Below are 22,919 nucleotides of genomic sequence, written 5' to 3'. Positions count from 1 at the left end.
GGGATAACCAGGGGTTTATTTTTACAATGCGTAAAGGAAACATCTCAAGTGTTTTTTTGTTCAACAGTTCAAGGGGTTACTAAGGAACGCCTGAGAGCAATAAAAATTCCTCAATAATATGTACACAGGCTCTGCGAGATTAAATCTTCCAGGATTTGTTCGTCAAATTCGGAAGCGGAGCTTATTCCAGGGAGAAACGCTTCAGGAAATCCTCTGGCGTGATTGCTTCCACTGGAGAGCCGACAAAATCCTTTACATTGCGCGTGATGATGCAGTCCGCTTTGACGCGTTTTGCACAATGCGCAAGTAGAGCACCTTCAAAATCATTGATCGGCAGATAAAAGGCTTTGACGCAGTCTGCTTTCGTAACGTCAACAACTTCTAAAATGTCCATCAGATTAAGCAGGGCATTTTTGACAGCTGCATGGTCTTGAAGATGCTTTTTTGACAGATAATAAATGTCTGTTACAGTGTTTGCCGTCATGGAAGCGTAGAGCTTGCTCTTTGCGGCAAGCATTAAAACCTGAGCAGAATTCTGGACAAAAGGTTCGCGTTTGCCGAGCACGTCCAGAATCACATTGGTATCAAGCATTACGTTCATGTTTCGACAGCCGCTCCTCTCTTGCTTCGCTTTCAGATATAGTGTTCGGCAGTATTCCGATAAGCGATTTTACAATATCGGTTTTATCTTCAGAGGCATTGGTTAGCTTTGCAATACGCTTGCCGTTTTTTGTAATGATGATATCTTCCTTTGCAGCAAGCTTTAGATATTTGCCTATATTGGTTTTAAATTCGGTAGCGGTTATGAGCATATGAAAACCTCCTATTTGAAAGTTTGTGCTATCTGCATTTATATTATATCATAAATCGTGCGAAATAATTAAATGGAAATCGAACATTATTCGAACGGAAAGTCTGTCTAAACCCCTACATTTTCCCTAATTCGAATTAACCTGCCTGACTTGAAGGGAGGTCAAAGCATTGGAAAGAAGGAAGCTGAAGGTTTACGAGGCTCCGGGCTGTGCAAGGGTCGACCACAAAAAGTTCATGGGCTATGACAAGGATGAAAATGGAGAGCTGGTTATCAATTTTATGAGGGGAGAAGCTCTTTCAAAGGTTAGAGAAATTTAAAGCTGCTGCGAAAGCGGGATGTGTTGGAGGAGTTTGATGAGGAGTTATTTGCGGCAATGGTAGAGCAGATACAGGTAAAGTCGCTGGTGGAGGTGGTGTTTGTGTTGAAAAACCTAAACACGTATTGATTCTTGTGAAAAATAGAAGTAAAATCGTTATAAATAGGAAGAGATAACCATAATTTGTAAATATGGGAGGTATCATTAATGATAAAGTGTATTATCTGATAAAGCATCATTATCATGCTGAGAATGAATTGCCAGCCGATTTTCCGGATTACTTGCTGCCCATGCACAGTTTTTTTGGATTGATTGACGGCCTTTCCGCCGGAATTACCCGCAGGGGTTCTAAAGTAACGATGAAGATAAACGGTACCAGAATTTATGTGAAAGAAGAAAGCAGTTTTCCATCTTATAATCATGAAATAGTGATAGATATTTATAACGGGGTCCTTAATCAGCCGTAAGTTGTAAAGGGCTGGGAATTTTTGATGATGAGACGGTATCCCCGATATTGTAGTAGTACAAAAACCTGAGCATAACATTGTCCCCTATAACCAAGCTGGCTACAATTTTTTTGACGTAACCTCTGAAGGAGTAGTGTTGATATCAGTATGAAAAAAATATTGATCATTGAAGATTGTCATCTTGTTCGATTGCAAATTAAAAAAGTATTAGAGGGTAGTGGTTTTTCAAATATCATAGAATTAAGCTCTGCTAATACCATCAGTCAAAGACCACATCTTTATCTGAATGATGTCAGCCTTATCATTTTAGATATAGGATTGCCAGGGATTAGCGGGATTGATTTTGCAAAGCAACTGAGAGATCATCCCTCATATTGCAATATTCCCATTATATTCATTTCTGGGCATAGAGATTACAAAAATGTGCAAGAGGCTATTGAAGCTGGTGGAATTGACTTTATTGCAAAACCATTTAAACATGATTATCTGGCTAAACGAATAGAAAAAGTTATGGAGACTTTTTATGGAAATATAAAAGGTAAGAAAGAAGATAATAAAACAAAAATAGAAGAAGTTATAATAAATGAATATGATCGGGCAACTCGTGCTGGTACATCTTTAAGCTTTTTGCTTTTTGGAGTAGAAATTAATTATTTGGATGAGGCAAGTTCTATAATTAAGAAAAACGTTCGAAAAATTGATAGTGTACTAGTGATGGAAGATAAAATATTTGTAGTTTTACCGCTAACGGAAGAAAAAAATTTGACTATTGTTATTAATAAACTACAAGATAAATTACTACAAAACAACATCAATTTGACGTTAGAGAAAGTAGTATCCTTTGAACCGTCTTCCGAAAAAACGCTAGATAATCTAATGAAAGAACTGTTTGGTGAAAAATGACTTGAGAGAGGTTCTTTTGATTGTATTTAAAATAAAAGCATTGATATTGAAATTGTATCTTGATTTATAATGTGGAAATGCAAACATCATCTCAAGGATGGCCAGAGGAGAGGAAGGAATCGTTAGCTATACCTTCCAGGGCCAGGAGAAGATAATGGTTATCGAAGAACTGAGCACCAGGACACCCCTTGACCTCAAGCCCGAATTTGACCTGCAGAGCTTCAGGGAACTCCTTAACCCACTGCTCGGCGGGGAACAGGAGCAGGTCTTATTTAACACAGTGCACCGCCGGAAGGACGGTTCCCGGTATCCTGTGGAGATAAATTTACAGCTTTTCGATTATGGGGGAGAAAAATTATGCCTGGCACTGGTGGCTGACCTGACCGAAAGAAAACAATTGGAAGAGGAAAAAAGGTGCAAAGAGGAGCAGTGCCGCCTGATGCTGGAGGGCATTCCCAGCCCGGCCTGGCTTGTTTCAAGGGAACGCCGTATTCTGGCACAGAATAAAGCGGCGGAAATGGTGGGAACAAAAGTAGGAGGTTATTGCTGGGGAAGCATTCACGGTACGGCATCCCTGACTGATGAATACAAGATATCATTGGAAAAAACAGGCAGTCCTTTACCCGGCACCAGATGCTATTTCTGCTGCGGAGACGAAGCTTTGGACAGAAATGAACCGATAAACAGCGAAGTGGAACTGGCGGGTACTATATGGGATACCTGGTGGATCCCACCAAAGCCGCTGGTAGGGATCGTGTGCGGTATATGGATGAATGTGAATAGTTATTGGAATTATCGACCCTGGGGTAACCCGGGGTTTCCTTTTTTCCAATGCTTAAAGCTCTTGCTGATAGCAAAACAGCATAGCAACGCATAGAATGCAAAGAGACTGGATTAAGCTTGAAAAAGGATGTGACTTAAGTGTTTGGCTTTTTGGCATCGCAGAATGTTGTTTTGCTAGGGATGTTGGCCAGTCTGGCGGCGGGTTTGGCTACCTCGGCAGGTTCCCTGCCAATCTTTTTTACGCGCAATATTTCCAGAAAACTGTTAGATTGTCTGCTGGGCTTTGCGGCAGGGGTAATGCTGGCTGCCACGTCTTTCAGTCTGATTATCCCGGCCATAGAAAGCGCCGGCGGCGGGGTTAAAGGCGCGGCAATTACATTGGGCGGAATTGTAATCGGAGGCATATTCCTGGATTTGGTGGATAAACTGTTTCCCGATACTAACCTTATGGCGGGCCCGGGACAAAACCATGACAATTTGCGCAGGGCCTGGCTTTTTACGCTGGCTATTACCATTCATAACTTTCCTGAAGGGCTGGCAGTGGGTGTAGGTTTTGGCGACGGAAATATAGCCAATGGTTTAAGCCTGGCTATTGCTATCGGTTTGCAAAACATGCCTGAAGGGCTGGCCGTGGCGCTGCCGCTCTTGCGGGAAGGTTTTTCTGCTTTAAAAGCATTTTTGGTGGCAATGTGTACCGGGTTGGTGGAACCGGTAGGGGGACTATTGGGAGTGGGGTTGGTGCAAGTAGCAAAACCGGCGCTGCCCTGGGCCTTAGCCTTTGCTGCCGGGGCCATGCTGTTTGTCATAGCTTACGAAATTATACCCGAAACACAAAAAAATACTTCTTCCAAATTGGCCACCCATACTTTGATCCTTGGCTTTGTCATCATGATGTTCTTAGATAATGTGCTGGGCTAAGCCGTATCTGGCTTTAAAAAGCAAACCTGAAATTATAAAGTATTATCATCATAAAATGTATCGTGATAATACTTTTTTGTTTTGCAGAAAGCAATGTCATACTATCCGTGTTAATTAGCTGCCAATGTATTTATTTAAACTTGCGTATTGCAATACAATAAGTATTGTAATTATAGTGTATGCATAGTATAATTACATTGTCAAGTTACTTTGAAGTGGAGGATGAAAATGGAAAATACATATGTGGAAAGGACTCAGCAAGGTAGCCCGGCTAAAGATATAGTGCTCTCCGGGTTGCTCATTTCCCTGGTTTTTATAGCTACCAAGTTTATCAACCTGCGTTTGCCGCTTTCCATTAACGGCGGGCTGATTCATTTAGGAAATACTATGCTCTTTGTTTCGGCCCTTGTTTTTGGCAAGAAAAAGGGAGCGGTGGCCGGTGCTTTTGGCATGGGGCTGTTTGACGTGGTTTCAGGTTGGATGGCGTGGGCTCCCTTTACCTTCGTAATCAGAGGGGTTATGGGTTATATGATCGGCAGCATTGCCTATGCCGGGGGGCGCAATGGCCAAAACATTTTCTGGAACCTGGTGGCTATTTTTCTGAGTGGGATTTGGATGCTCGCCGGCTATTATTTGGCTGAAGTTATCCTCTACGGCAACTGGCTGACTCCTGTTACCTCCATCCCTGGAAACGTTATTCAGATTGTGGCGGGGGCAATCTTAGGTCTTCCCATAGTCACCGCCCTGAAAAAAATCTTTTAAAACGCGGTTTGTGCTTAAAAATAAGGGCTGCATCCCGAAGCAGCCTTTAGTTTTTTTGTTGCCAAAGGGCCGCATCTTTTGTTTTAATATTTTTAAAGGAATAGAACACCAAGATGCTGACGTTCGCCTGGGATGTTCCATGACGAGGGTCAGAGCTGGGTAGGGAGAAGGCTATGCTTACTTGGGATGAACTTATCAGCAGGTGTGGCTCCTGCAGAAGGTGTGCCCTGCATCATCACAGGACTCACGTGGTGGTGGGTATGGGTAACAGAAACGCTGATGTGATGTTTATCGGCGAAGGGCCTGGGGAACAGGAGGACTTGCAGGGTTTACCCTTTGTGGGGCCTGCGGGGCTGCTGCTGGATAAAATGATGGCCGCCATAAATTTAAGCAGGGAGCAAGTATACATTGCCAACGTGGTTAAATGCAGACCCCCTTATAACAGGGACCCGCTGGCGGAGGAGCAAAACGCCTGCTTGGATTACTTACGCAATCAGGTGCTTCTGGTAAAGCCGAAAATAATCGTATGTTTGGGCAGGATTGCTGCCAAAGCGGTGATTGCACCTGATTTTAAAATAACCCGCGACAGGGGCAAATGGGTGGAGAAGAAAGGGTACCACATTATGGCCACTTTTCACCCGGCAGCCCTATTACGGGATGAAACAAAAAAACGCCCCGCCTGGGAAGATTTTAAAAGCTTGCAGAGAAAATGCCAGGAATTAGGAGTGCTGGGAACAGGGCAATGAGTTTGCTTAGCCCTGTTTTTTTTTTATGGTCCTATTGGAAAGTCTTAAAAAGGTAAACTTAGGCAGAAATTACAACTGACTGGCCGATTTTACATAGGGATTCTAACAGGCGAGGAGAAAATAAAGGTCATAGACGACAGGAAAGGGTCAGGCAATTTGAGCGAATGCAGGCAAAATTCAGAAAAAATGGGGAGGGGGGTGGCTGTAAAACAGTTTTCTTCAGGAACAAAAGTTTTTTGTAGCAGAGCGGTTATTAACTGCAAGCTCAAGATTGCCGGTCTAAAAAACTAAGTAAAACGAGGTGATTGGCTTATGGTTAAGCCGGTAAGGGAATTTCGGGAATTGGCGGTAAAGTCGCTTAATGAGTTTGTGTACGGGACAGCGCCAAACCCGGTCAAAACAAAGAACGGGTTGGTAATCGGAGGAGGAACGGTTTACCCTGAGGTGAACTTAACTCTTCCCCCGATGAATATTACAGAAAGCACCATGAAGATTGTCAGAAGACATTACAACGACATGATTGAGGGAATTTTAAAAAGGGCCAAGGAATTATATGCACCCGGAGTTATAATCGAACTGGAACTGTTGCCCCCCACAACCATCAATCCCCAGTGGGGTGCGGAAATCCACAAAATACTGCGCGACAAGATGTACGAATATGAAGAAAAATATGGTCTTAAGAGCGCCATAAGGTGCACTCCCAACGATACCAGGGAAATGCAGCGTCCGCCTCTGATGAAGCAGGGTGAATATTACGAAAATATGCTTGAGACCTTTGCTCTTTGCGCCCGGGATGGAGCAGATTTCTTATCCATTGAATCCACCGGAGGGAAAGAAGTCCATGACGAAGCATTAATGACCTGTGACCTGAAAAAAGCAATATTTGCGCTTGGCGTCCTGGGAGTACACGACATGAGATTCCTCTGGGGCAAAATTGTTGATATTGCAAAAGAGCACAATTCCATCGCTGCTGGTGATACAGCCTGCGGATTTGGCAACACAGCCTTTGCTTTGGCAGAACAAGGTTTAATTCCAAGGGTCTTTGCGGCCGTTGACAGGGTTGCCACCGTGCCCAGAAGTTTAGCTGCTTATGAAATGGGTGCTGTAGGACCGAGCAAAGACTGCGCTTACGAAGGACCCTACCTTAAAGCTATTGCAGGTATTCCGCTTTCCATGGAAGGAAAGACTGCAGCCTGTGCCCATTTAAGTCCTTTGGGGAATATCGCTGCATGTGTTGCCGACATGTGGAGCAATGAATCGGTTCAAAATGTTATGCTTTTAAGCGCCCCCGCTCCCACCGTATCGACAGAACAGCTAATTTATGACTGTCGTTTGATGAACGTGGCGAAAGAGGAAAGCCTCGAAAACGCTTTCAAGCTGAGGGATTGGTTGGCTAAGTCCGATGCCTCATTGGATCCCCAGGCCTACGTTTTAAGACCTGACGTAGTCTTGGAAATCAGCAAGGAAATGGTTAAAGAAACCAGCCCGCTGGCCAGGACTAAGAAGGCTGCTGCGCTGGCTGTTGAAGCATTGAGACAGGGGGTCGCCCGCAAAGAGCTGAACATTGCTGAGAAAGAAATGAAATGGTTAGACATCATGAGCTCGCAAATTGACACCATTCCTGACGACCCAGATAAATTATGGTACGAAATCCAAAAAGAACTGGATCTTGCCAAGTGGATCCCGGCTGAGTATGCATTAAAGGTTAGCTAGAGTCACAAGGTAACTTCAGGTTAAAGTTGAAGTTAAGCCAGGTTTTAAGCTGCCCGCTTCGGCGGACAGCTTAAAACCCTTTTAGCTGGATGAAGTTAATGCCATTTTTTGTTATCTCTAGGGAGGATTTTATTAAAATAACTAGAATGTAAAAAAAGGACACCGGATTTTAGAAAGACGCAATTTTTTAGAACATTCACAATAGCGTTTTGGGATTTCCAACGGGGGTGATCCGAAATGCAAGAGTTGACATACGATGGCGAAAATATTAAGCTGACCTGCATAGTGGAAGTTGATGTATTAAAGCAGATTTTATTATCCTTTAGCAAAGCTACCGGTTTAAGGGCTTACATTGTTGATACGGAAGGGAACATGCTGGTCACGTCCAGAAAAAAGAGGCAGAGGTATTGCGACTTTTGCCAACTGATCAGGTCCAGTGAAGAAGGCGTATGTAAGTGTAAACGTTCTTATGCCCAAGCTGCCCATGAAGCAGGAAAATACGGTAAACCGTATATCTTTCGCTGTCACGCAGGGCTTATTGTCTGGGCTGCACCTATAGTGGCAGAAAAACAGTGCCTCGGAGCCATTGTCTGCGGCCAGGTGTTAATGTGGGAACCAGAGGACTTTTTCTGGGAAGAAATAGAGGAAATGACCCGTGGTTTAAATCTTGACATCACCAGGCTGATTGATGCTGCTAAAAAATTGGAAGTCCTTTCGGGCGAAAGGGTCCAGGCAGCCGCTGACCTGCTTTTCCTGGTTGCCAATCACGTCACCAAGACGGCCATGGTTACTTTGCAGCAGCAAAAGGTGATCAGCGATCAGCAGGCCCGGCTGGGAGAGGAAATCCAATCGAGAAAAATTTTAGAGGAAGCTTTAAGAAAGGTTAACCATCTTACTTCGAGAGGCTACCCCCTGGAAAAGGAACAGGAACTGACCTGCCGCGTGCGCAAAGGTGATGAGGCGGGAGCTTACCGCTTATTAAATGAAATCTTGGCACAGATTGTGGCCGATTACGGTGAAGATACCAGGGAGATTAAAGCCCGGATACTGGAAATAGTTGTCGTTTTATCCAGGGCATCCGCCGAAGGCGGTGCCAAATTAAAGGATCTGATGTCTTTAAACTCCCTGTTTGTGGAAGAGTTTGCTACCTTGCGGACAACCGAGGAAATGTGCCGCTGGCTAATAGATGTTACCGGCAAGTTTATCAAATGCATCCGGGAAGGGAGAGCCGCCCATAACTCCCAAGCGGTTCAAAAGGCGGTTGATTTTATCAGAGATAATTACCAGCAAAAGATTACCCTGGAGGATGTGTCTAGGGCTGTTTATTTAAGTCCCAGCCATCTAGGAAACATATTTAAACAGGAATTAGGGTGTACCGTTATGGAATTTGTAACTAAAGTGAGAATAGAAGAAGCAAAGAACCTGTTGCGGGATCCCAGGTACAACGTGATCCAGGCAGCCTATGCCTTGGGTTTCAAAGATCCTGGTTACTTCACCAAAGTATTTAAACGGAACGAAGGTATCACTCCCAGCGAGTACAGGACAAAGGCATATTGATAAGAAATTTTTCACAGATTATCTATTCCTTTTCAGGGGGGTTATTTTTGCGTAGGTTTGAGAGAATAGCTAACGCCTTGGTTAAGGGAAAAGCAGCAAAAGTCATTGAGTTGGTGGAAGAGGCTTTGAAGAAGGATGTTCCCCCTATAGAAATTCTTAATCGGGGTCTTCTGGCAGGAATGAACAATATCAGCGAACGTTACCGCAACGAAGAGGTTTTTATTCCTGATGTGTTGCTGGCTTCAAGGGCATTCCATGCGGGAATGCGGGTTGTCCGACCGGCTTTGTTGCAGGATGTGCGGCCTACCCCCGGCCACGTGGTAATAGGAACCGTAGCCGGAGACCTGCACGACATCGGCAAGAACTTGGTGGTGACATTTTTAAGGTCTGCCGGTTACGAGGTAACGGATTTGGGGATAGATGTCCATCCGGAAGAATTTGTGGAGGCTGTAGTCAAAAACAATGCCCAGGTGCTGGGCATGTCCGCTTTGCTAACTACAACTATGCCTGTGATGGATAGCACCATTAAACTGCTGGAACAGTCAGGACTGCGGGAAAGAGTTAAAGTTATCGTAGGTGGGGGACCTATTACCCGTGAATATGGCAAGAAGATCAATGCAGATGGTTATGCCTCCGAAGCACGCAGTGCGGTGGCACTGGTTGAGCGTTGCCTTCAGGAGTTAACTGAGGAAAATGGAACCTTCGTTGAAAGTGCCTAGCCGAATACCAGATATGGCGTTTCCGGAACCGTTTGACAGGAAGGAAACGCCATTTTTGTTCTGACCAGGTAAATTTTTCATAACATGTGGGTTGTTTGGTAGAAATATGCAGAAAAAAGACATACAATTATTATAAACAATAGTAATTATTTCTAAAAAGTTTGCTCCCATGGCTAAATGGAACTTGCAGTTGTCGACGGGAGCAATTGAAGGTGAAAAACCTGCTTTATGCAGAGGGGGGCAAAGTTTTGTTATACAAAAAGTTTTTGAAGCAGATGCTCTATCTGGGCGGCTTATTCTTGTTATCTTTTCTGCTGATCCTGATTGCCGTGCTCCATAATGTTCGGGATGCTCGTGAGATTGACGGGATATACACCATATTCATCTGGAGCGGGCTGGTGTTATGCGTTGCCTTCGGACTGCTTTTCGCCAGGTATATTCACCATTTCAAAACCAAGGTGGTTAATCCCTTAGAAAAATCGTTAGCCGTGTTAACCAGAAACGGAATTGCTCTGACCGAAGAGGACAGCGAAGCAGAGGTTATCTTAAATGCCTTGAATAAGGTTGATCGGATTTTAACTAATGATCAAATCAGGCAGAAAATCTACCCTTTTTGGAATTCGGTTTTTAATGAAGATGAAGTGCTGACCGGTTCCCTCAAGCTTTTTGGCGAAGCGGGACAAATCCTATCCGGTGCCTTTTACCGCTATGACAGCTTCACCGACAAACTGGTGCTGCAGGCTTCCTACGCTTTCCCGGAAGGCGGCCAAAAAGTATTGACCTATGGGCAAGGACCCATTGGCGAGGCGGCTGCCCAAAATAAAACAGTGTTTATCAGGGACCCGGAAATGTCCATCACCGTAGGGCTGGGGACAATTAAACCTTCTCTGGTAGGCTGTTACCCTGTCTGCACGCAAAAAATGTATGGGGTTGTAGTCTTCGCCTTCCCCGCTAATACTTCGGAGGAACTCTTAAGGACTATGGGAATTTTCGCCGCCCAGCTTGGCATTGTCTTGGACCGGGTGCGCCAGCTGGAGGACCTGAAGAAGATGGCCCAGGAGTTGAATAAGAAGACTAATTCCCTCAACCGGGAGCTGAAATACAAGGACTCCATTTTAAAAAGCTCTGCCGACGGCATTATTATCCTTACCACCGATGGGACTATTACTTCCTTCAGCCGCGGCGCTGAAGAGATCACCGGCTTTACGGCGGAAGAAGTGGTAGGCAAACGCTGCTGCGAGGTAATGCAGCACCACTCCCGGGATTTTGACAGCCTTTGCGGCACCTTTTTATGTGTCATCTGCCAGGCGGCCAAGGAGAAACAGTCTGTAACCGGCAAGGAAATATATTTGGTACATAAGGACGGCCACTATGTGCCGGTACTGTTAAGCGCCACACCCATCCTGGATGAAGCGGGAAATGTGCTGGAAATCCTACAAATTTTTAAAGACCTGACAGAGATCAAACACAATTTAACTCAGCTGGAACAGGCCAGCCGCAGCAAGAGCGAATTTCTTGCCACCATGTCCCATGAGCTGCGCACACCGTTAAATGCTGTGCTCGGTTTTGCTGAACTTTTGGAGACTGAAACCTTCGGCCCCTTAAATGAAAAACAAAAGCGTTTCACGGCCAATATTTTGACTGCTGGCAAGCATCTTTTATCCTTGATCAACGATATTCTGGATATCTCCCGGGTGGAAGCAGGCAAAATGGAGTGGGAGCAGGAGTTAATCGACTTGCCGGCGCTCTTTAACGGTGCAGTAAACCTACTGCGGGAAAAAGCTGCCCAGAGCGGCCTGAAGATCCAATTGGATATAGATCCCGGTGTAGGGAAGTTTGTAGGTGACGAAAGAAAACTGAAACAGATTACCTATAATTTGCTCTCCAATGCTGTAAAATTTACTCCCGCAGGCGGACAGCTGGGTATCATTGTGAAGAAGGAAAACTCTTTGCTGGAAGTGGAAGTGTGGGACACGGGCATCGGGATTCCAAAGGAAAAGCGGGAAGCTGTTTTTGAACCCTTTTATCAGGTAGACAATTATCTGACCCGCAAACACCAGGGTTCCGGCCTGGGCCTGGCGCTGGTGAAAAAGATGGTGCAGCTGGCAGGGGGCCGAATTTGGATAGAAGAGGCGCCAGGCAAAAGCACAGTATTTAAATTTATTATACCCGAACAACCTACTCTCTTTACAGCCGTATCCGAGGAGCAGGTGCAAGCCGGGAGGAGCCTTGTGGCAGCTGTTAAAAGCGAAAAAGTGTGTGTGCTGATTGAGGACGACAGGAGTACTGCCGAGCTGCTGGAGACCTACCTGACGGAGTTGGGGCTGACAGTGGTGTGGGCTGCAGATGGCGAGGACGGAATCAAACTCATTGAAACCCGAAAGCCTGAGCTGATAGTGTTGGACATCCTGCTGCCGGGGATCAGCGGCTGGGATGTGCTGCTCCAAATAAAATCTACGCCTCAAATTTGTGCTATCCCGGTCCTGGTAGTCTCCATCCTGGAAGAAAAGAAAAAGGGGTTGGCTTTGGGGGCCAGGGATTACCTGGTTAAACCTGTCGACAAAATGATGCTTAACCATTGCTTGGATAGGATCTTAAAACTCAGGGAAAGAAAATTCGTGGCTCTGGTCATTGACGATGATTCCGGCGCCGTTGAGCTGATGGACAATTACCTGAAATCCATTGATTTTGATGTAATCTCCACTTTTGATGCCCGGGAGGGTTTAAAGCGGGCGAAACAAATTAAGCCGGATATAATCTTTCTGGATTTGCTGCTGCCTGGAATGGATGGTTTTGAATTTCTGAAAGCAAAGGAAGAAAACGAAGCTATTGTTGCTATTCCTGTGGTAGTAGTTACCTCGAAAAATCTTACACCTGAGGAAAGACGATTTTTGGAGGAAAGGACCCTATACATTGCCCGCAAAAGCGAGTTCGGCAAGGAAAGTTTTATAAACAATGTACTGCGTTTAATGGAGGAAGGTGAAGCCGTTGCCCACCGCCTTAGTAGTTGAGGATAACCCTTTAAACCTGGAACTGTTGGAAGAAGTGCTCTGCTCTCAGGGTTATCATGTCTTAAAAGCGGAAAACGCCGAGGAAGCTGAGGAGATGCTGCAGGATTCCCTGCCGGATGTTATTTTTCTCGATATTCAGCTGCCGGGAATTGACGGAATTACCTTTGCCAGGAAGCTGCGGGCGGAAAAAGGGAGGGCTTTACCCCCTCTGATTGCCGTTACAGCCCATGCTATGCAGGGCGATGCGGAAAAAATTATGGGGGCCGGCTTCGACTACTACCTGCCCAAGCCTGTCAACATCAACAACTTTCTGCAATTGCTTAACTCTTTAGGAGGCAAAAATGAGCCAGCCGGATAAAAGATATAAGATTGCCGTAGTGGAAGATAACAAAATGAACGCCGAGCTGCTGGAAGCTTTTTTGGTTTCTAAAGGCTATCAGGTACAGCAAGGAAAAAATTCGCCGTGCCCTCTTGGAGGCTCCGGCGGAGCTGGAGATAGGGGAATATCATGATGGATGCTATCGGCACTTTTACAGTCAGAGAATTCGGGGTCAGGCCTCTCGTAGCAAACACGCCGCTGGCCCAAATCTTTTAGGTAAAAATTTTATACTTGACGCAAATTATTCCGCATATTTTTCGGCTACCAAAAGTTTTCTAGCAGGAAACTGCCTATCGTTCGCCGAATTTGCGCCTATATCTCGTGGGCCTTTTTCTTTACAGAAAATTTTTCGAGGAGGGGTCTTATGAACCGCAGCCGTCTGATGCAAGCAGCCAACGGCCAGATCCCCTGTGATCTGGTGCTGAAGAATGTGCAGCTTGTCAATGTGTTTACCAAAGAAATCTATCTCGCGGAGATTGGTATCTGTGAAGGATATATTGCCCATGTTGCCCAGCCCGGGGAGGAAGGGATAAAAGGGGAAAGGGAGTATGACGCCCAGGGAAAATATGCAATTCCCGGCATGATCGATACCCATATTCATATTGAAAGCACCATGATGAACCCTGCGAACCTGGCTAAGGCTGTGCTGCCCCACGGCACAACCACCTTGGTTACCGATCCTCATGAGCTGGCCAATGTGCTGGGGCTGGAGGGAGTGCGGTACATCCTGGAAGCAAGCGCCAACCTGCCCTTGCGGGTCTTCGTGCTGGCACCTTCCTGTGTGCCTTCCGCAGTAGGGGTTGAGACTTCCGGCGCTGCTTTTAATGCCCCCGAAATTTCCACTATGCTGGGATGGGAGCGGGTGATCGGCCTGGCGGAGGTAATGGATTTTCCGGGGGTGATTTACCAGAGCCGGCGCATGCAGGAGATCCTGGAAGCAGCCAGAAAACACGGGGGATTTTTGCAGGGTCACACCCCTTTCTTAACCGGACGGGGCCTATCGGCTTATCAATGTTCCGGCGTCAATTCCGACCACGAAACTACTGGTACAAAGGAAGCCCTTTACAAGCTCCGGGCCGGGATGGTGTTAGAATGCCGGGAGAGTTCCATCGCCCAGAATATCAAAGCGTTGGCGCCTGCCTTGAAAGAGTGCAATTATCCGCCCAACACCACCCTTTGTACTGATGACAGGGAACCTGATGACCTGCTGCGGGAAGGCCATCTGGACCATGTCATCCGCCGGGCGGTGGCTGAGGGGATTCCGGTTCTGGAAGCCATCAGGATGTGCACTTATAACGCGGCGCAGGTGACGAAACTTTACGACCTGGGGGCACTGGCTCCCGGCAAAGTTGCCGATGTGGTGCTGCTGGAGGATTTGGCTGCTTTTAAAGTGAATGAAGTATTCGTAGGCGGGAGGCTGGTGGCCAAAGAGGGCAAACCGGCGGTGGAATTGGCGGCACCCTCCCATCCTGTGGAAAGAAAAAATACGGTTTGCCTGCGGCATGAACCGACAGCTGACACCTTTCAAATCAAAGCACCGGGGAAGGAAAAAGCCCGGGTCAATGTCATCGTCTATGATGCAGAAAATCCCCTTTTGACCAGGCTTGCCCAAGCGGAATTGCCGGTAAAAGGGGGATGCATCGATCTCAGCCAGGAACAGGAACTTGCATTTTTAAGCATCCTGGAGCGCCACGGCAAAAACGGAAATGTAGCGGTGGGACTGGTGCAGGGGTTGGGGTTAAAACGGGGTGCAATTGCCAGCACAGTGTCCCATGACTGCCACAACCTGACGGTTATAGGCCGGGAGCCGGAGGACATGGCGCTGGCAGCCAGGGAACTGGCCAGGTCAGGCGGTGGCATTGTCTGCGTGGCGGAGGGAAAAGTTTTGGCAAAGGTGGAATTGCCAATTGCCGGACTCATGTCCCCGCTAACGGTCGAAGAGCTTGCACCCCTGACTTCCCATCTCAAGCAGACAATAAAAGATTTAGGCCTTTTGGGGGATTATCCTTTGCTGCGGGTAGCAACTTTTGCTTTGGCCGTAATTCCCGAGGTCAAAATGACTGACATGGGGCTGGTTGATGTTTTAACCCAGCAGTTTATACCTATTCTGGCCTAGCAGTATTTATTTCAACCGGAAAATGCTGCAAGTTTCTAAGTGCCCAGTCGGTTTTCGGGTCTACATCGGTGCTGAAATATGAAAATGCGACAAGGACCGGCTTTGTGTCGTAATTAGTAATCAGTGTTTATTGTGTTGATCCTGGGTGTATAATAAAGGGAAGGATAAAATTCCCAGGGGGGATATATCATGGAGCTGACTGAAAAAGAACTAAAATTGATTGTAGGGCACTTGCAGAAAAAAATATTACCATATCTTATATATATATTTGGTTCTTATGTTCAAGGCAAGGCAAGAAAGGACAGCGATTTGGATATTGCTTTTTTAAGCGAACAAAAGCACGATAGTTACAGGATTTTTGTCACTGCTCAAGAGTTGGCCGGCTTGTTAGGTTTAGATGTTGATCTGATTGATTTAAACCAGGCGTCAACAGTTTTTCAAATGCAGGTAATCAGGACCGGAAAAGTTATTTACTGCAGCGATGAAAACAGGAGAATGCTTTTCCACCTCCTTGCGCTCAAAAAATATGTTAAGTTGAATGAAGAGCGAAAATGTATCCTAGAGAGAATTAAGGAAAGAGGAAGTATCTATGGAGAATGATATAATTTTGAATAAGAGTCAGATAATTGAGCGCTGCATTAGAAGAATACATGAAGAATACGGCAATAACCCTGACAACCTACAAAACTTTACTAAACAGGACTCGATTATACTAAATATCCAGCGGGCATGTGAGGCAAGCATTGATCTTGCTATGCATCTTGTTGCAGAAAATAATTTGGGAATACCTCAAACAAGCCGAGAGGCATTTGATCTGCTTTATCAAAATAACATTATATCTCTGGCTTTGGCAGAAAAGCTAAAGGCAATGGTTGGTTTTCGCAATATTGCTATTCACGACTATCAGGCAATTAATCTTGAGATAGTCCGGAAGATTATCGAGGACCATTTGAAGGATCTCCAGGAGTTTACTAAAACAGTACTAAAGTTGTAAACGCCCATGTGGGCGTTTCTTTAGTTTAAAGTTCGCGGAGACAAAGGAGCAAAAATTTTTTTTATTGACCTACTTAATTGAATTGTACTAAAATAAAGAAAAATCAGTTGTATATACAATATAACAAATAGATAAATTTTTTTGAAATTCCTTTTATTGGAAGATTATCGCTCTTTGGTATTTTAAACTTTAAGCCAGGTTTAAAATGGTCTGCTTACTTAAAAAATAGATATAAGTTTGTTGGGCCCTGCAGTAAGGAAAAGACGGGAAAACGGGGGGATGCCGGGAAAATAAGTAGAAGCAATGGTGCATTTTACTCTGTGTTAAGCATTGCTGATTAAAGACAGGAGGTATTGTTATGGCCAGTGAGAAAGAAAAGGTTTTTCAGGAAAGATTGAGCCGCTATACGACCGCCATGGACTTAGGCAAACCGGATAAAGTCCCCATTCGCCTGCAAGTCAGTGAATTTTTGGCTAAATATGCCGGTTTTACCTTACAGGAAATTTACTACGATTTGGACAAAAATAATGCTGCTGTTAATAAATTTCTAGCAGATTTTGACGTGGATGCCGTATTCGGCGCTCCCAGTCTCTGGTGGGCCTCATTGCATGATGCGGTAGGGGCCAAATACCTAAAATTTGCCGGCAGGCAGTTGGAGGAAAACCGGCAGTTTCAGTACGTGGAAGAAGAGTATATGCTGCCAGAGGATTATGATGCCTTTATCGAAGACCCGACCAAGTGGATCCTGAACACATATCTGCCCCGTATTCACGAGGAATTTGCCGAGCCCGGTTCATACCGCGCCAATCTGGCTTTGATCAAAGGTGCCGCTGCCTTGGTGATGGCCAACGGAGCCATGCAGCAGGCGGCAGCAACATGCGCCAAGGAATACGGCGTCCCAACATCGATTAGCGGGATCCTCAAGGCGCCATTTGACACTTTAGGTGACACATTACGGGGCCTAAAAGGGATCATGATGGATTTGCGCAAGCGCCCGGATAAAGTGCTGGCAGCTATGGAAGTGCTTGTGCCCCATAACATCTTCTACGCTCTAGCCACTGCTGGCGGAGACACCGTGCTTCCGGCTTTTCTTCCGCTCCACCGTGGCAGCTATCCGTTCCTCAACCCCAAACAGTGGGATAGTTTCTATTGGCCAACGCTTAAAAAAGTGATTGAGGGCTTGTGGGCCCAAGGGAAACGGACACTTTTCTATGCTGAGGGCAACTGGACTCCCTACCTGGAGAAAATCGCGGAGCTGCCGGAAAAGAGCATTGTCTTCCATGTAGACCAGACTGATATGGCCAAGGCTAAAGAAATTTTGGGCGGCAGGTTCTGCTTGAGCGGAAATGTGCCAAATACAATGATCTCTTATGGCAAACCGGAAGAAGTACGTGACTATTGCAAGAAGTTAATTGACGAATATGCCGCTGACGGAGGGTTCATTATTGACGCCGCAGGCGTGATTCAGTCTGATGCGAAGACGGAAAACATTATAGCCCTGATTGAAACAGCAAGAGAATATGGAGTTTATTAGCAGCCATTATAATTTTGCTGTTGGCAGTTGTTTTGAATAAAAACTTTGATTTTAAGCCGGGGAGGTAAGGCTGATGACGGAAATGCCGAAAAAAGAAGAATTAAAAGGTATGCCACCGGGTGTGTGCATCCCTTGGGAACAAAAGCTCAAAGAGTTTGCGCCCATTGCCGGAAACCCTGAGATTATAAAAAATGAATGGGAAAAGCTCGACACCTTTGCTTATATTTACCTCTGGTATTGGGTTCACCGCTAAGGTGTAAGTTTTGTTTTGAATGGACAAAAACTTTTGGGAGGACTGAAAAAATGGCTGTACTTTCAGATCAATTAGCAAGTGCTATCGCTGAGTTGGAAGATGAAAAAGTGCTGGAGCTGGTGAAAGAACGCTTGGAAGCCGGTATCGCTCCTTTGGAGATTGTAGGGGCTTTGCAGGAAGGGATGACGGAGGTAGGGCTCCGCTTTGAATCGGGCGAGTATTTTTTAAGCGAACTGGTTATGTGCGGGGAAATCATGAAGGAGGCTATGGAAATCCTGGAACCGCACCTGGCAGGGGCCCAACAGGAACACCGCGGTAACATCGTGATTGGTACGGTCCGTGGCGATGTGCATGACCTGGGGAAAAATATAGTGGTCATGTTGCTCAAAGGTGCCGGGTACAATGTAGTTGATCTGGGCGTAGATGTACCCACAGAAAAATTTATTGAAGCGATTAATGAATATAATGCACCTCTTGTAGGGATGAGCGTCCTGCTCACCGGGTGCCAGGATGCCATGAAGGACACGATAGAGGCCATCAGGGCTGCCGGCTTAAATGTTACGGTCCTCATCGGAGGAAACTATGTTGACGAAATGGTGAAAGATAGCGTGGGTGCCGACTACTTTGGCAAGTCGGCCAGTGATGCTGTAAAGATTGCAGAAAAAGTTTTCGCAGCTCACTAACAGGCTACCCTTAGCTTCAGCCGGTTTCTCACCAACTTAAATATGTTCTCTTGCTGCTGGGGCCGGTTGTGCGGCCCCAGCAATACTATGACAAATCTTTTGTTAAAAAAAGGAGGCTTTACATGGGTAAAGCTTGGGGAGTAATGTGGGCGGCCTATTTAGCCAGTGTAGCTGTGGTCGTTAACCAATTTAAAGTGCCGCCCGTTATGGATATCCTCCTTAACCAGCTGCACATCGACATGGCCTTGGGCGGGTGGTTGATGTCCGTCTTTGCTGTGGCGGGAGTCGTGCTTTCGCTGCCGGCAGCCCTGGTTTTAGACCGGGTTGGCGGAAAGTTAAGCGGCATGCTGGCCTTAATTTGCACGGTCATCGGTTCGGTGTTGGGCGGATTTGCTATGAATGCCGCGGTGCTGCTTGCAGGCCGGGTTATTGAAGGGATCGGTTTAGGACTTATGGCAGTAGTGGCTCCTGCCGTAATTGTTATGTGGTTTCCCCCCGAAAAACGGGGAGTTCCCATGGGAATTTGGGCTTCATGGGTGCCTGTGGGCAGCTTTTTAATCTTTAACCTTGCTAACCTGTTGATACCGGCTTTTAGCTGGAGAGGCGTATGGTGGTTTGGTACGCTAATAGCTTTGGCTGCTTTGATTGTATATGCATTGGTTGTTGCGGACCCCCCAAAGGTTGCCGGTACAGGGCAAGAGGCGACAAATAGTACTGACAAGGTATCATATAACTCCGCCTTAAAAAGGCCTGCAATTTGGCTGTTGGCTGCCGGATTTGGCGGGTTTGGTTTTGCCAACGCCGGTTTTGTTACCTGGGCGCCCAGCTATTTAACACAAGCCCATAATATTTCCCCTGAGCTGGCCAACTTCTACGTTAGCCTGAGTCCCATGGTAGCCATTATATCTACCGTAATAGCCGGATGGGCGATTGACAAACTGCAACGACCTAAGACTATGCTGGTTATAAGCAGCGTTGTTGCCTGCTTTTTATATGGATACTCATTTTTATTAGGGTCTGCCGGCTGGATAGTGCCATGGATGCTCATGTTGGGTTTTTTCCCTGGTTTTTTTGCCACCACTACTTTTACTTTAGCGCCGGAGGCGGTTGCCTCACCGCAGCTGGCCGGACTGGCCATGGCTGTTCTCAATCTCTTGTTTAACGTGGGATTTGTTCTTGGGCCACCTGTGGTGGGGGGAATTGTCAATAATGCGCAGGCGAATTGGGGAGCTGGTTCAATCCCGCTGACAAGTGCGCTTTCCATTTCCATTGCCACAAGTTTGCTTTTTGCTAAAATTATGGGGAAAAAGCCTGAAAGGCAAAATGAGAGTGCTTTTTAAGCGGCAGCGCCGCAAGGTTTAACATTTGTAGAGCAGTAGAAAAATATAAGACAACCAGGAGGTCAAACCGACATGCTGATTATTGGTGAAAAATTAAACAGTGCTATCCCCTCTGTCCGTGAAGCTATTAAGAATAAGGATATTGCCTTTGTGCAGGACTTGGCGCGCAGGCAGGCGGAAGGAGGAGCCGGTTTTATTGATGTAAATACTGCCCAGGGGAATGATGAAGCTGAGGATATGGAGTGGATGGTGAGGGCAGTCCAAGAAGTGGTCGATGTGCCCCTATGTATTGACACTACTGAACCCCGGGTGGCCAAAAGGGCTTTGCAAATCCACCGGGGGAAAGCGATGCTTAACTCAATCAGCATGGAAAAAAGCCGGCTTGAAGGCATGCTTCCGCTGATTAAAGAGTATGGATGTTCGGTAATAGCCTTGACTATGGATGACAATGGAATACCAAAAACGGCTGAAGAGAGAATCAGGATTGCCGGAGAGCTGGTTGAAGTGCTGAACAAGGAAAAAATCGACTTAAACGAAGTGTACGTTGATCCGCTGGTGCTTCCCCTGGCGGTGGGCAATGACAACGCTGTAATTTTCTTTAACTGTCTTGCTGAAATTAAGAAAAAATACGGAGTTAAGACTGTTTCGGGCTTGAGCAATGTATCCCATCAAATGCCCAAGAGAAAACTAATCAACAGATACTTCTTAACCATCTGCATGAGTTATGGCATGGATGCGGCCATCATGGATTCCACCGATCGCAAGCTCACCAGCGCAGTCATAACTACCGAACTGCTTTTAAATAAGGACCGGTTTTCCCGTAACTACCTTAAAGCATACCGGAATGATGCGTTGGAGGATTAAGGGAAGCGGGGCGGCGTTTTGCGGACAGTGGCAATTGCTTGCCGCATTATTGAGGATGAGAACAAAGAACAAAAGCATTACCCATGATGCCGAAAGGCATCAAATGCTTTTGTTCTTTTATCTATATAGAAGGGACTGTTGGAAATGATCAGGGTTAAATTTTTGCCTTCTAATAAAATGGTAGAGGTCCCTGCCGGGACCACTATCCTGCAGGCAGCTATAGCGGCCGGGGTGCAAGTGGAAAGCACTTGCGGAGGTAAAGGGACCTGTGGAAAATGCCTGGTGCAGCTTTCCCCGGAAAAACTTTCTCCTCCTTCGCCTGTTGAAAAGAAATTTTTAAGCCAGGCCCAGCTGTCCGCAGGCTGGGTATTGGCCTGCCAGCGGATGCTGCAAGAAGATACGGTGGTAAACTTGAGGGAGCAGAAGGACGCATATGACCGGAAAATCGGTTTTAACCCAGTGGTGGAACAAACTTCGGTGACACCCAGTGTGCGCAAGTACCTGGTTTCTCTCCCAAAGCCAAGTACAGAGGAACAGACTCCGGACTGGGAGCGTCTTTTGTCTGCTTTGGATCGTCCGGGAATCCGCTTCAGTCGCCCGGTGGCAGCTTATCTGCCGCGTGTTTTAAGAAGGAGTAACTTTCAAGTGACGGCGGTGCTTGACGGTGATACCCTGTTGGCTGTGGAACCCGGCGATACGCTTGGCCGTTGTTACGGCTTGGCAGTGGATATAGGTACTACTACAGTTGTGGTTTATTTGCTCGACCTGAACAAGGGTACAGTTGTGGCCAGCGGGGCAGTTACCAATCCCCAAAATGCTTTTGGTGCCGATGTGATCGCCAGGATAACCCACGCGGCCAGCGGGCCGGAAGGGTTGCACCAACTGCAGGAGAAAGTTGTCGGCGGACTAAATGACGTCATAGCCCGGTTGTGCCATGAGCATGATGTGCGCCCTGAGGAAATCTACCAGGCAGTAGTGGTGGGCAACACCACCATGAGCCATTTATTTTTAGGCATAGATCCCACTTATTTAGCCCCGGCGCCTTTTATCCCTGTTTTCCGTCAAGCCGTTGAGGTGGAGGCCAGGGAGTTGGGTCTGAATATACTTGCCACGGGAAAAGTGATAGTTTTGCCCAACGTGGCCGGTTATGTCGGTTCGGATACAGTTGGCGTTATGCTGGCGGCCGGTGTGGACCGCCTCCGGGGGATTAATTTGATCATAGATATTGGCACAAACGGCGAGATAGTTCTGGTTGGCAGAGGCAGAATTCTCACTTGTTCAACGGCGGCTGGGCCGGCTTTTGAAGGGGCAGAGATTAAGTACGGCATGCGGGCTGCCGAGGGGGCCATCGAAGGAGTGCGCATTTCCGCAGATGTTGAGTTGGACGTCATTGCCGGAGGCAAACCGCGTGGCATCTGCGGTTCCGGCCTAATAGACGCCATTGCGGAAATGTATAAAGCAGGTGTCCTCGATTCCTCGGGACGCTTGGCCAGTGCCGATGCCCAGCTACAAAAGCTGCCGCCTCTGGTGCGCAAGCGCCTGCGCAAAGAGGGGCGGGGCATGGAGTTTGTCCTGGTGTGGGGTACAGACTCGGCCACGGGGGAGGATATTGTGCTCACCCAAAAGGATGTACGGGAGCTGCAGCTGGCTAAAGGGGCCATTATGGCCGGGGCCCGGATCCTGCTCAGGGAAATGGGGGTTGGCCCAGAAGACATTGACCAAGTCCTCCTGGCCGGGGCTTTCGGAAACTTTATCAAAAAAGAAAGCGCATTGGGTATAGGGCTGCTGCCGCCTGTACCTCTCCAGCGCATCGTTGCCATCGGCAACGCTGCAGGTGACGGGGCTAAAATGGCCCTGCTGTCCACAGTGGAGAGAGAAAGGGCCGTAAATCTGGCCCGGCGCGCTGAGCATATTGAGCTTTCCAACACCAAAGAATTTCAGCAAGAATTTGTTAAGTCGCTCTCTTTTAGCAGGACCGGCAAGTAACATGGAAATCGCTATTCTATTGACCCCCAATTTATGGCATGATAATATTGAGCTAAAGTTT

General features: G+C 46.7%; 23 protein-coding genes and 1 pseudogene. 22 read left to right on the top strand and 2 right to left on the bottom strand.

Features of this window, described 5'->3' with window-relative positions; all coding sequences use genetic code 11:
- Positions 1–181: 181 nt before the first annotated feature.
- Positions 182–601: a PIN domain-containing protein gene (locus EYS13_RS11800; RefSeq protein WP_227762795.1), complete on the bottom strand. Its 420-nt coding sequence runs from the start codon at positions 599–601 to the stop codon at positions 182–184.
- On the bottom strand, positions 585–812 hold the full coding sequence (locus tag EYS13_RS11795) for a type II toxin-antitoxin system Phd/YefM family antitoxin (RefSeq protein WP_227762787.1): 228 nt from the start codon (positions 810–812) through the stop codon (positions 585–587). Before EYS13_RS11795 ends, EYS13_RS11800 begins: the two co-directional genes overlap by 17 nt.
- Before the next feature lie 169 nt (positions 813–981).
- On the opposite strand from EYS13_RS11795, the gene EYS13_RS11790 reads away from it, so the two are divergent.
- The 22 genes and pseudogenes from EYS13_RS11790 (at position 982) to EYS13_RS11685 (ending at position 22,858) form a co-directional block, all read left to right on the top strand.
- Complete coding sequence (locus tag EYS13_RS11790) at positions 982–1,131, top strand: hypothetical protein (protein ID WP_227762785.1); 150 nt, start codon at positions 982–984, stop codon at positions 1,129–1,131.
- Positions 1,132–1,321: 190 nt separating this feature from the next.
- Positions 1,322–1,597, top strand: coding sequence for a hypothetical protein (locus tag EYS13_RS11785; RefSeq protein ID WP_227762784.1), 276 nt, complete (start codon positions 1,322–1,324; stop codon positions 1,595–1,597).
- Positions 1,598–1,744: 147 nt separating this feature from the next.
- Positions 1,745–2,500, top strand: coding sequence for a response regulator (locus EYS13_RS11780; protein ID WP_227762776.1), 756 nt, complete (start codon positions 1,745–1,747; stop codon positions 2,498–2,500).
- A gap of 160 nt (positions 2,501–2,660) precedes the next feature.
- Positions 2,661–3,233: pseudogene (locus tag EYS13_RS11775) on the top strand (PAS domain-containing protein); the annotation flags it as partial.
- A gap of 230 nt (positions 3,234–3,463) precedes the next feature.
- Positions 3,464–4,201: a ZIP family metal transporter gene (locus tag EYS13_RS11770; protein ID WP_423055346.1), complete on the top strand. Its 738-nt coding sequence runs from the start codon at positions 3,464–3,466 to the stop codon at positions 4,199–4,201.
- A gap of 228 nt (positions 4,202–4,429) precedes the next feature.
- Complete coding sequence (locus EYS13_RS11765; RefSeq protein WP_227762771.1) at positions 4,430–4,963, top strand: ECF transporter S component; 534 nt, start codon at positions 4,430–4,432, stop codon at positions 4,961–4,963.
- A gap of 173 nt (positions 4,964–5,136) precedes the next feature.
- Positions 5,137–5,709: a uracil-DNA glycosylase gene (locus EYS13_RS11760; RefSeq protein WP_227762769.1), complete on the top strand. Its 573-nt coding sequence runs from the start codon at positions 5,137–5,139 to the stop codon at positions 5,707–5,709.
- A gap of 312 nt (positions 5,710–6,021) precedes the next feature.
- Positions 6,022–7,422 carry a methyltransferase MtaB domain-containing protein gene (locus EYS13_RS11755; protein ID WP_227762768.1) on the top strand — a complete coding sequence of 467 codons (1,401 nt, stop codon included), beginning with the start codon at positions 6,022–6,024 and terminating at the stop codon, positions 7,420–7,422.
- Positions 7,423–7,659: 237 nt separating this feature from the next.
- Positions 7,660–8,979 (top strand): PocR ligand-binding domain-containing protein, encoded by a 1,320-nt coding sequence (locus EYS13_RS11750; RefSeq protein WP_227762767.1) that lies wholly within the window; start codon positions 7,660–7,662, stop codon positions 8,977–8,979.
- Between the two features lie 47 nt (positions 8,980–9,026).
- Positions 9,027–9,698 (top strand): corrinoid protein, encoded by a 672-nt coding sequence (locus tag EYS13_RS11745; RefSeq protein ID WP_227762764.1) that lies wholly within the window; start codon positions 9,027–9,029, stop codon positions 9,696–9,698.
- Positions 9,699–9,946: 248 nt separating this feature from the next.
- Complete coding sequence (locus EYS13_RS11740; RefSeq protein ID WP_227762762.1) at positions 9,947–12,709, top strand: response regulator; 2,763 nt, start codon at positions 9,947–9,949, stop codon at positions 12,707–12,709.
- On the top strand, positions 12,678–13,067 hold the full coding sequence (locus EYS13_RS11735; protein ID WP_227762760.1) for a response regulator: 390 nt from the start codon (positions 12,678–12,680) through the stop codon (positions 13,065–13,067). The genes EYS13_RS11740 and EYS13_RS11735 overlap by 32 nt, the downstream gene beginning before the upstream one ends.
- Entirely contained in the window at positions 13,051–13,221 is a 171-nt protein-coding gene (locus EYS13_RS11730) for a response regulator (RefSeq protein WP_227762757.1), read from the top strand. Before EYS13_RS11735 ends, EYS13_RS11730 begins: the two co-directional genes overlap by 17 nt.
- A 231-nt stretch (positions 13,222–13,452) precedes the next feature.
- Entirely contained in the window at positions 13,453–15,204 is a 1,752-nt protein-coding gene (ade, locus tag EYS13_RS11725; protein WP_227762750.1) for an adenine deaminase, read from the top strand.
- 189 nt (positions 15,205–15,393) lie between these two features.
- Positions 15,394–15,804, top strand: coding sequence for a type VII toxin-antitoxin system MntA family adenylyltransferase antitoxin (gene mntA / locus EYS13_RS11720; protein WP_227762749.1), 411 nt, complete (start codon positions 15,394–15,396; stop codon positions 15,802–15,804).
- Complete coding sequence (hepT, locus tag EYS13_RS11715) at positions 15,794–16,198, top strand: type VII toxin-antitoxin system HepT family RNase toxin (RefSeq protein ID WP_227762748.1); 405 nt, start codon at positions 15,794–15,796, stop codon at positions 16,196–16,198. The genes mntA and hepT overlap by 11 nt, the downstream gene beginning before the upstream one ends.
- A 358-nt stretch (positions 16,199–16,556) precedes the next feature.
- On the top strand, positions 16,557–17,732 hold the full coding sequence (locus EYS13_RS11710) for a uroporphyrinogen decarboxylase family protein (RefSeq protein WP_227762746.1): 1,176 nt from the start codon (positions 16,557–16,559) through the stop codon (positions 17,730–17,732).
- Between the two features lie 73 nt (positions 17,733–17,805).
- Positions 17,806–17,985 (top strand): hypothetical protein, encoded by a 180-nt coding sequence (locus EYS13_RS11705; protein WP_227762743.1) that lies wholly within the window; start codon positions 17,806–17,808, stop codon positions 17,983–17,985.
- Positions 17,986–18,035: 50 nt separating this feature from the next.
- A complete protein-coding gene (locus tag EYS13_RS11700) occupies positions 18,036–18,668 on the top strand; it encodes a cobalamin B12-binding domain-containing protein (RefSeq protein ID WP_227762742.1) in 633 nt (210 codons plus the stop codon).
- A gap of 122 nt (positions 18,669–18,790) precedes the next feature.
- Positions 18,791–20,008, top strand: a complete 1,218-nt coding sequence (locus EYS13_RS11695) for an MFS transporter (RefSeq protein WP_227762740.1) — start codon at positions 18,791–18,793, stop codon at positions 20,006–20,008.
- Positions 20,009–20,080: 72 nt separating this feature from the next.
- Positions 20,081–20,872, top strand: coding sequence for a dihydropteroate synthase (locus EYS13_RS11690; protein WP_227762739.1), 792 nt, complete (start codon positions 20,081–20,083; stop codon positions 20,870–20,872).
- 144 nt (positions 20,873–21,016) lie between these two features.
- On the top strand, positions 21,017–22,858 hold the full coding sequence (locus EYS13_RS11685) for an ASKHA domain-containing protein (protein ID WP_227762736.1): 1,842 nt from the start codon (positions 21,017–21,019) through the stop codon (positions 22,856–22,858).
- Positions 22,859–22,919: the final 61 nt, after the last annotated feature.

The organism is Zhaonella formicivorans (assembly GCF_004353525.1).
Lineage (GTDB): Bacteria > Bacillota > DUOV01 > DUOV01 > Zhaonellaceae > Zhaonella > Zhaonella formicivorans.
The sequence above is the reverse complement of the archived record's forward strand: the minus strand, read 5'-3'. Positions and strand labels throughout refer to the sequence as shown.

What these genes read in the sequence shown, in the direction of transcription:
- EYS13_RS11800 (WP_227762795.1), bottom strand. Translation starts at nt 601, where the DNA reads ATGAACGTAATGCTTGATACCAATGTGATTCTGGACGTGCTCGGCAAA.
- EYS13_RS11795 (WP_227762787.1), bottom strand. Translation starts at nt 812, where the DNA reads ATGCTCATAACCGCTACCGAATTTAAAACCAATATAGGCAAATATCTA.
- EYS13_RS11785 (WP_227762784.1), top strand. Translation starts at nt 1,322, where the DNA reads ATGGGAGGTATCATTAATGATAAAGTGTATTATCTGATAAAGCATCAT.
- EYS13_RS11780 (WP_227762776.1), top strand. Translation starts at nt 1,745, where the DNA reads ATGAAAAAAATATTGATCATTGAAGATTGTCATCTTGTTCGATTGCAA.
- EYS13_RS11770 (WP_423055346.1), top strand. Translation starts at nt 3,464, where the DNA reads ATGTTGGCCAGTCTGGCGGCGGGTTTGGCTACCTCGGCAGGTTCCCTG.
- EYS13_RS11765 (WP_227762771.1), top strand. Translation starts at nt 4,430, where the DNA reads ATGGAAAATACATATGTGGAAAGGACTCAGCAAGGTAGCCCGGCTAAA.
- EYS13_RS11760 (WP_227762769.1), top strand. Translation starts at nt 5,137, where the DNA reads ATGCTTACTTGGGATGAACTTATCAGCAGGTGTGGCTCCTGCAGAAGG.
- EYS13_RS11755 (WP_227762768.1), top strand. Translation starts at nt 6,022, where the DNA reads ATGGTTAAGCCGGTAAGGGAATTTCGGGAATTGGCGGTAAAGTCGCTT.
- EYS13_RS11750 (WP_227762767.1), top strand. Translation starts at nt 7,660, where the DNA reads ATGCAAGAGTTGACATACGATGGCGAAAATATTAAGCTGACCTGCATA.
- EYS13_RS11730 (WP_227762757.1), top strand. Translation starts at nt 13,051, where the DNA reads ATGAGCCAGCCGGATAAAAGATATAAGATTGCCGTAGTGGAAGATAAC.
- ade (WP_227762750.1), top strand. Translation starts at nt 13,453, where the DNA reads ATGAACCGCAGCCGTCTGATGCAAGCAGCCAACGGCCAGATCCCCTGT.
- mntA (WP_227762749.1), top strand. Translation starts at nt 15,394, where the DNA reads ATGGAGCTGACTGAAAAAGAACTAAAATTGATTGTAGGGCACTTGCAG.
- hepT (WP_227762748.1), top strand. Translation starts at nt 15,794, where the DNA reads ATGGAGAATGATATAATTTTGAATAAGAGTCAGATAATTGAGCGCTGC.
- EYS13_RS11710 (WP_227762746.1), top strand. Translation starts at nt 16,557, where the DNA reads ATGGCCAGTGAGAAAGAAAAGGTTTTTCAGGAAAGATTGAGCCGCTAT.
- EYS13_RS11705 (WP_227762743.1), top strand. Translation starts at nt 17,806, where the DNA reads ATGACGGAAATGCCGAAAAAAGAAGAATTAAAAGGTATGCCACCGGGT.
- EYS13_RS11700 (WP_227762742.1), top strand. Translation starts at nt 18,036, where the DNA reads ATGGCTGTACTTTCAGATCAATTAGCAAGTGCTATCGCTGAGTTGGAA.
- EYS13_RS11695 (WP_227762740.1), top strand. Translation starts at nt 18,791, where the DNA reads ATGGGTAAAGCTTGGGGAGTAATGTGGGCGGCCTATTTAGCCAGTGTA.
- EYS13_RS11690 (WP_227762739.1), top strand. Translation starts at nt 20,081, where the DNA reads ATGCTGATTATTGGTGAAAAATTAAACAGTGCTATCCCCTCTGTCCGT.
- EYS13_RS11685 (WP_227762736.1), top strand. Translation starts at nt 21,017, where the DNA reads ATGATCAGGGTTAAATTTTTGCCTTCTAATAAAATGGTAGAGGTCCCT.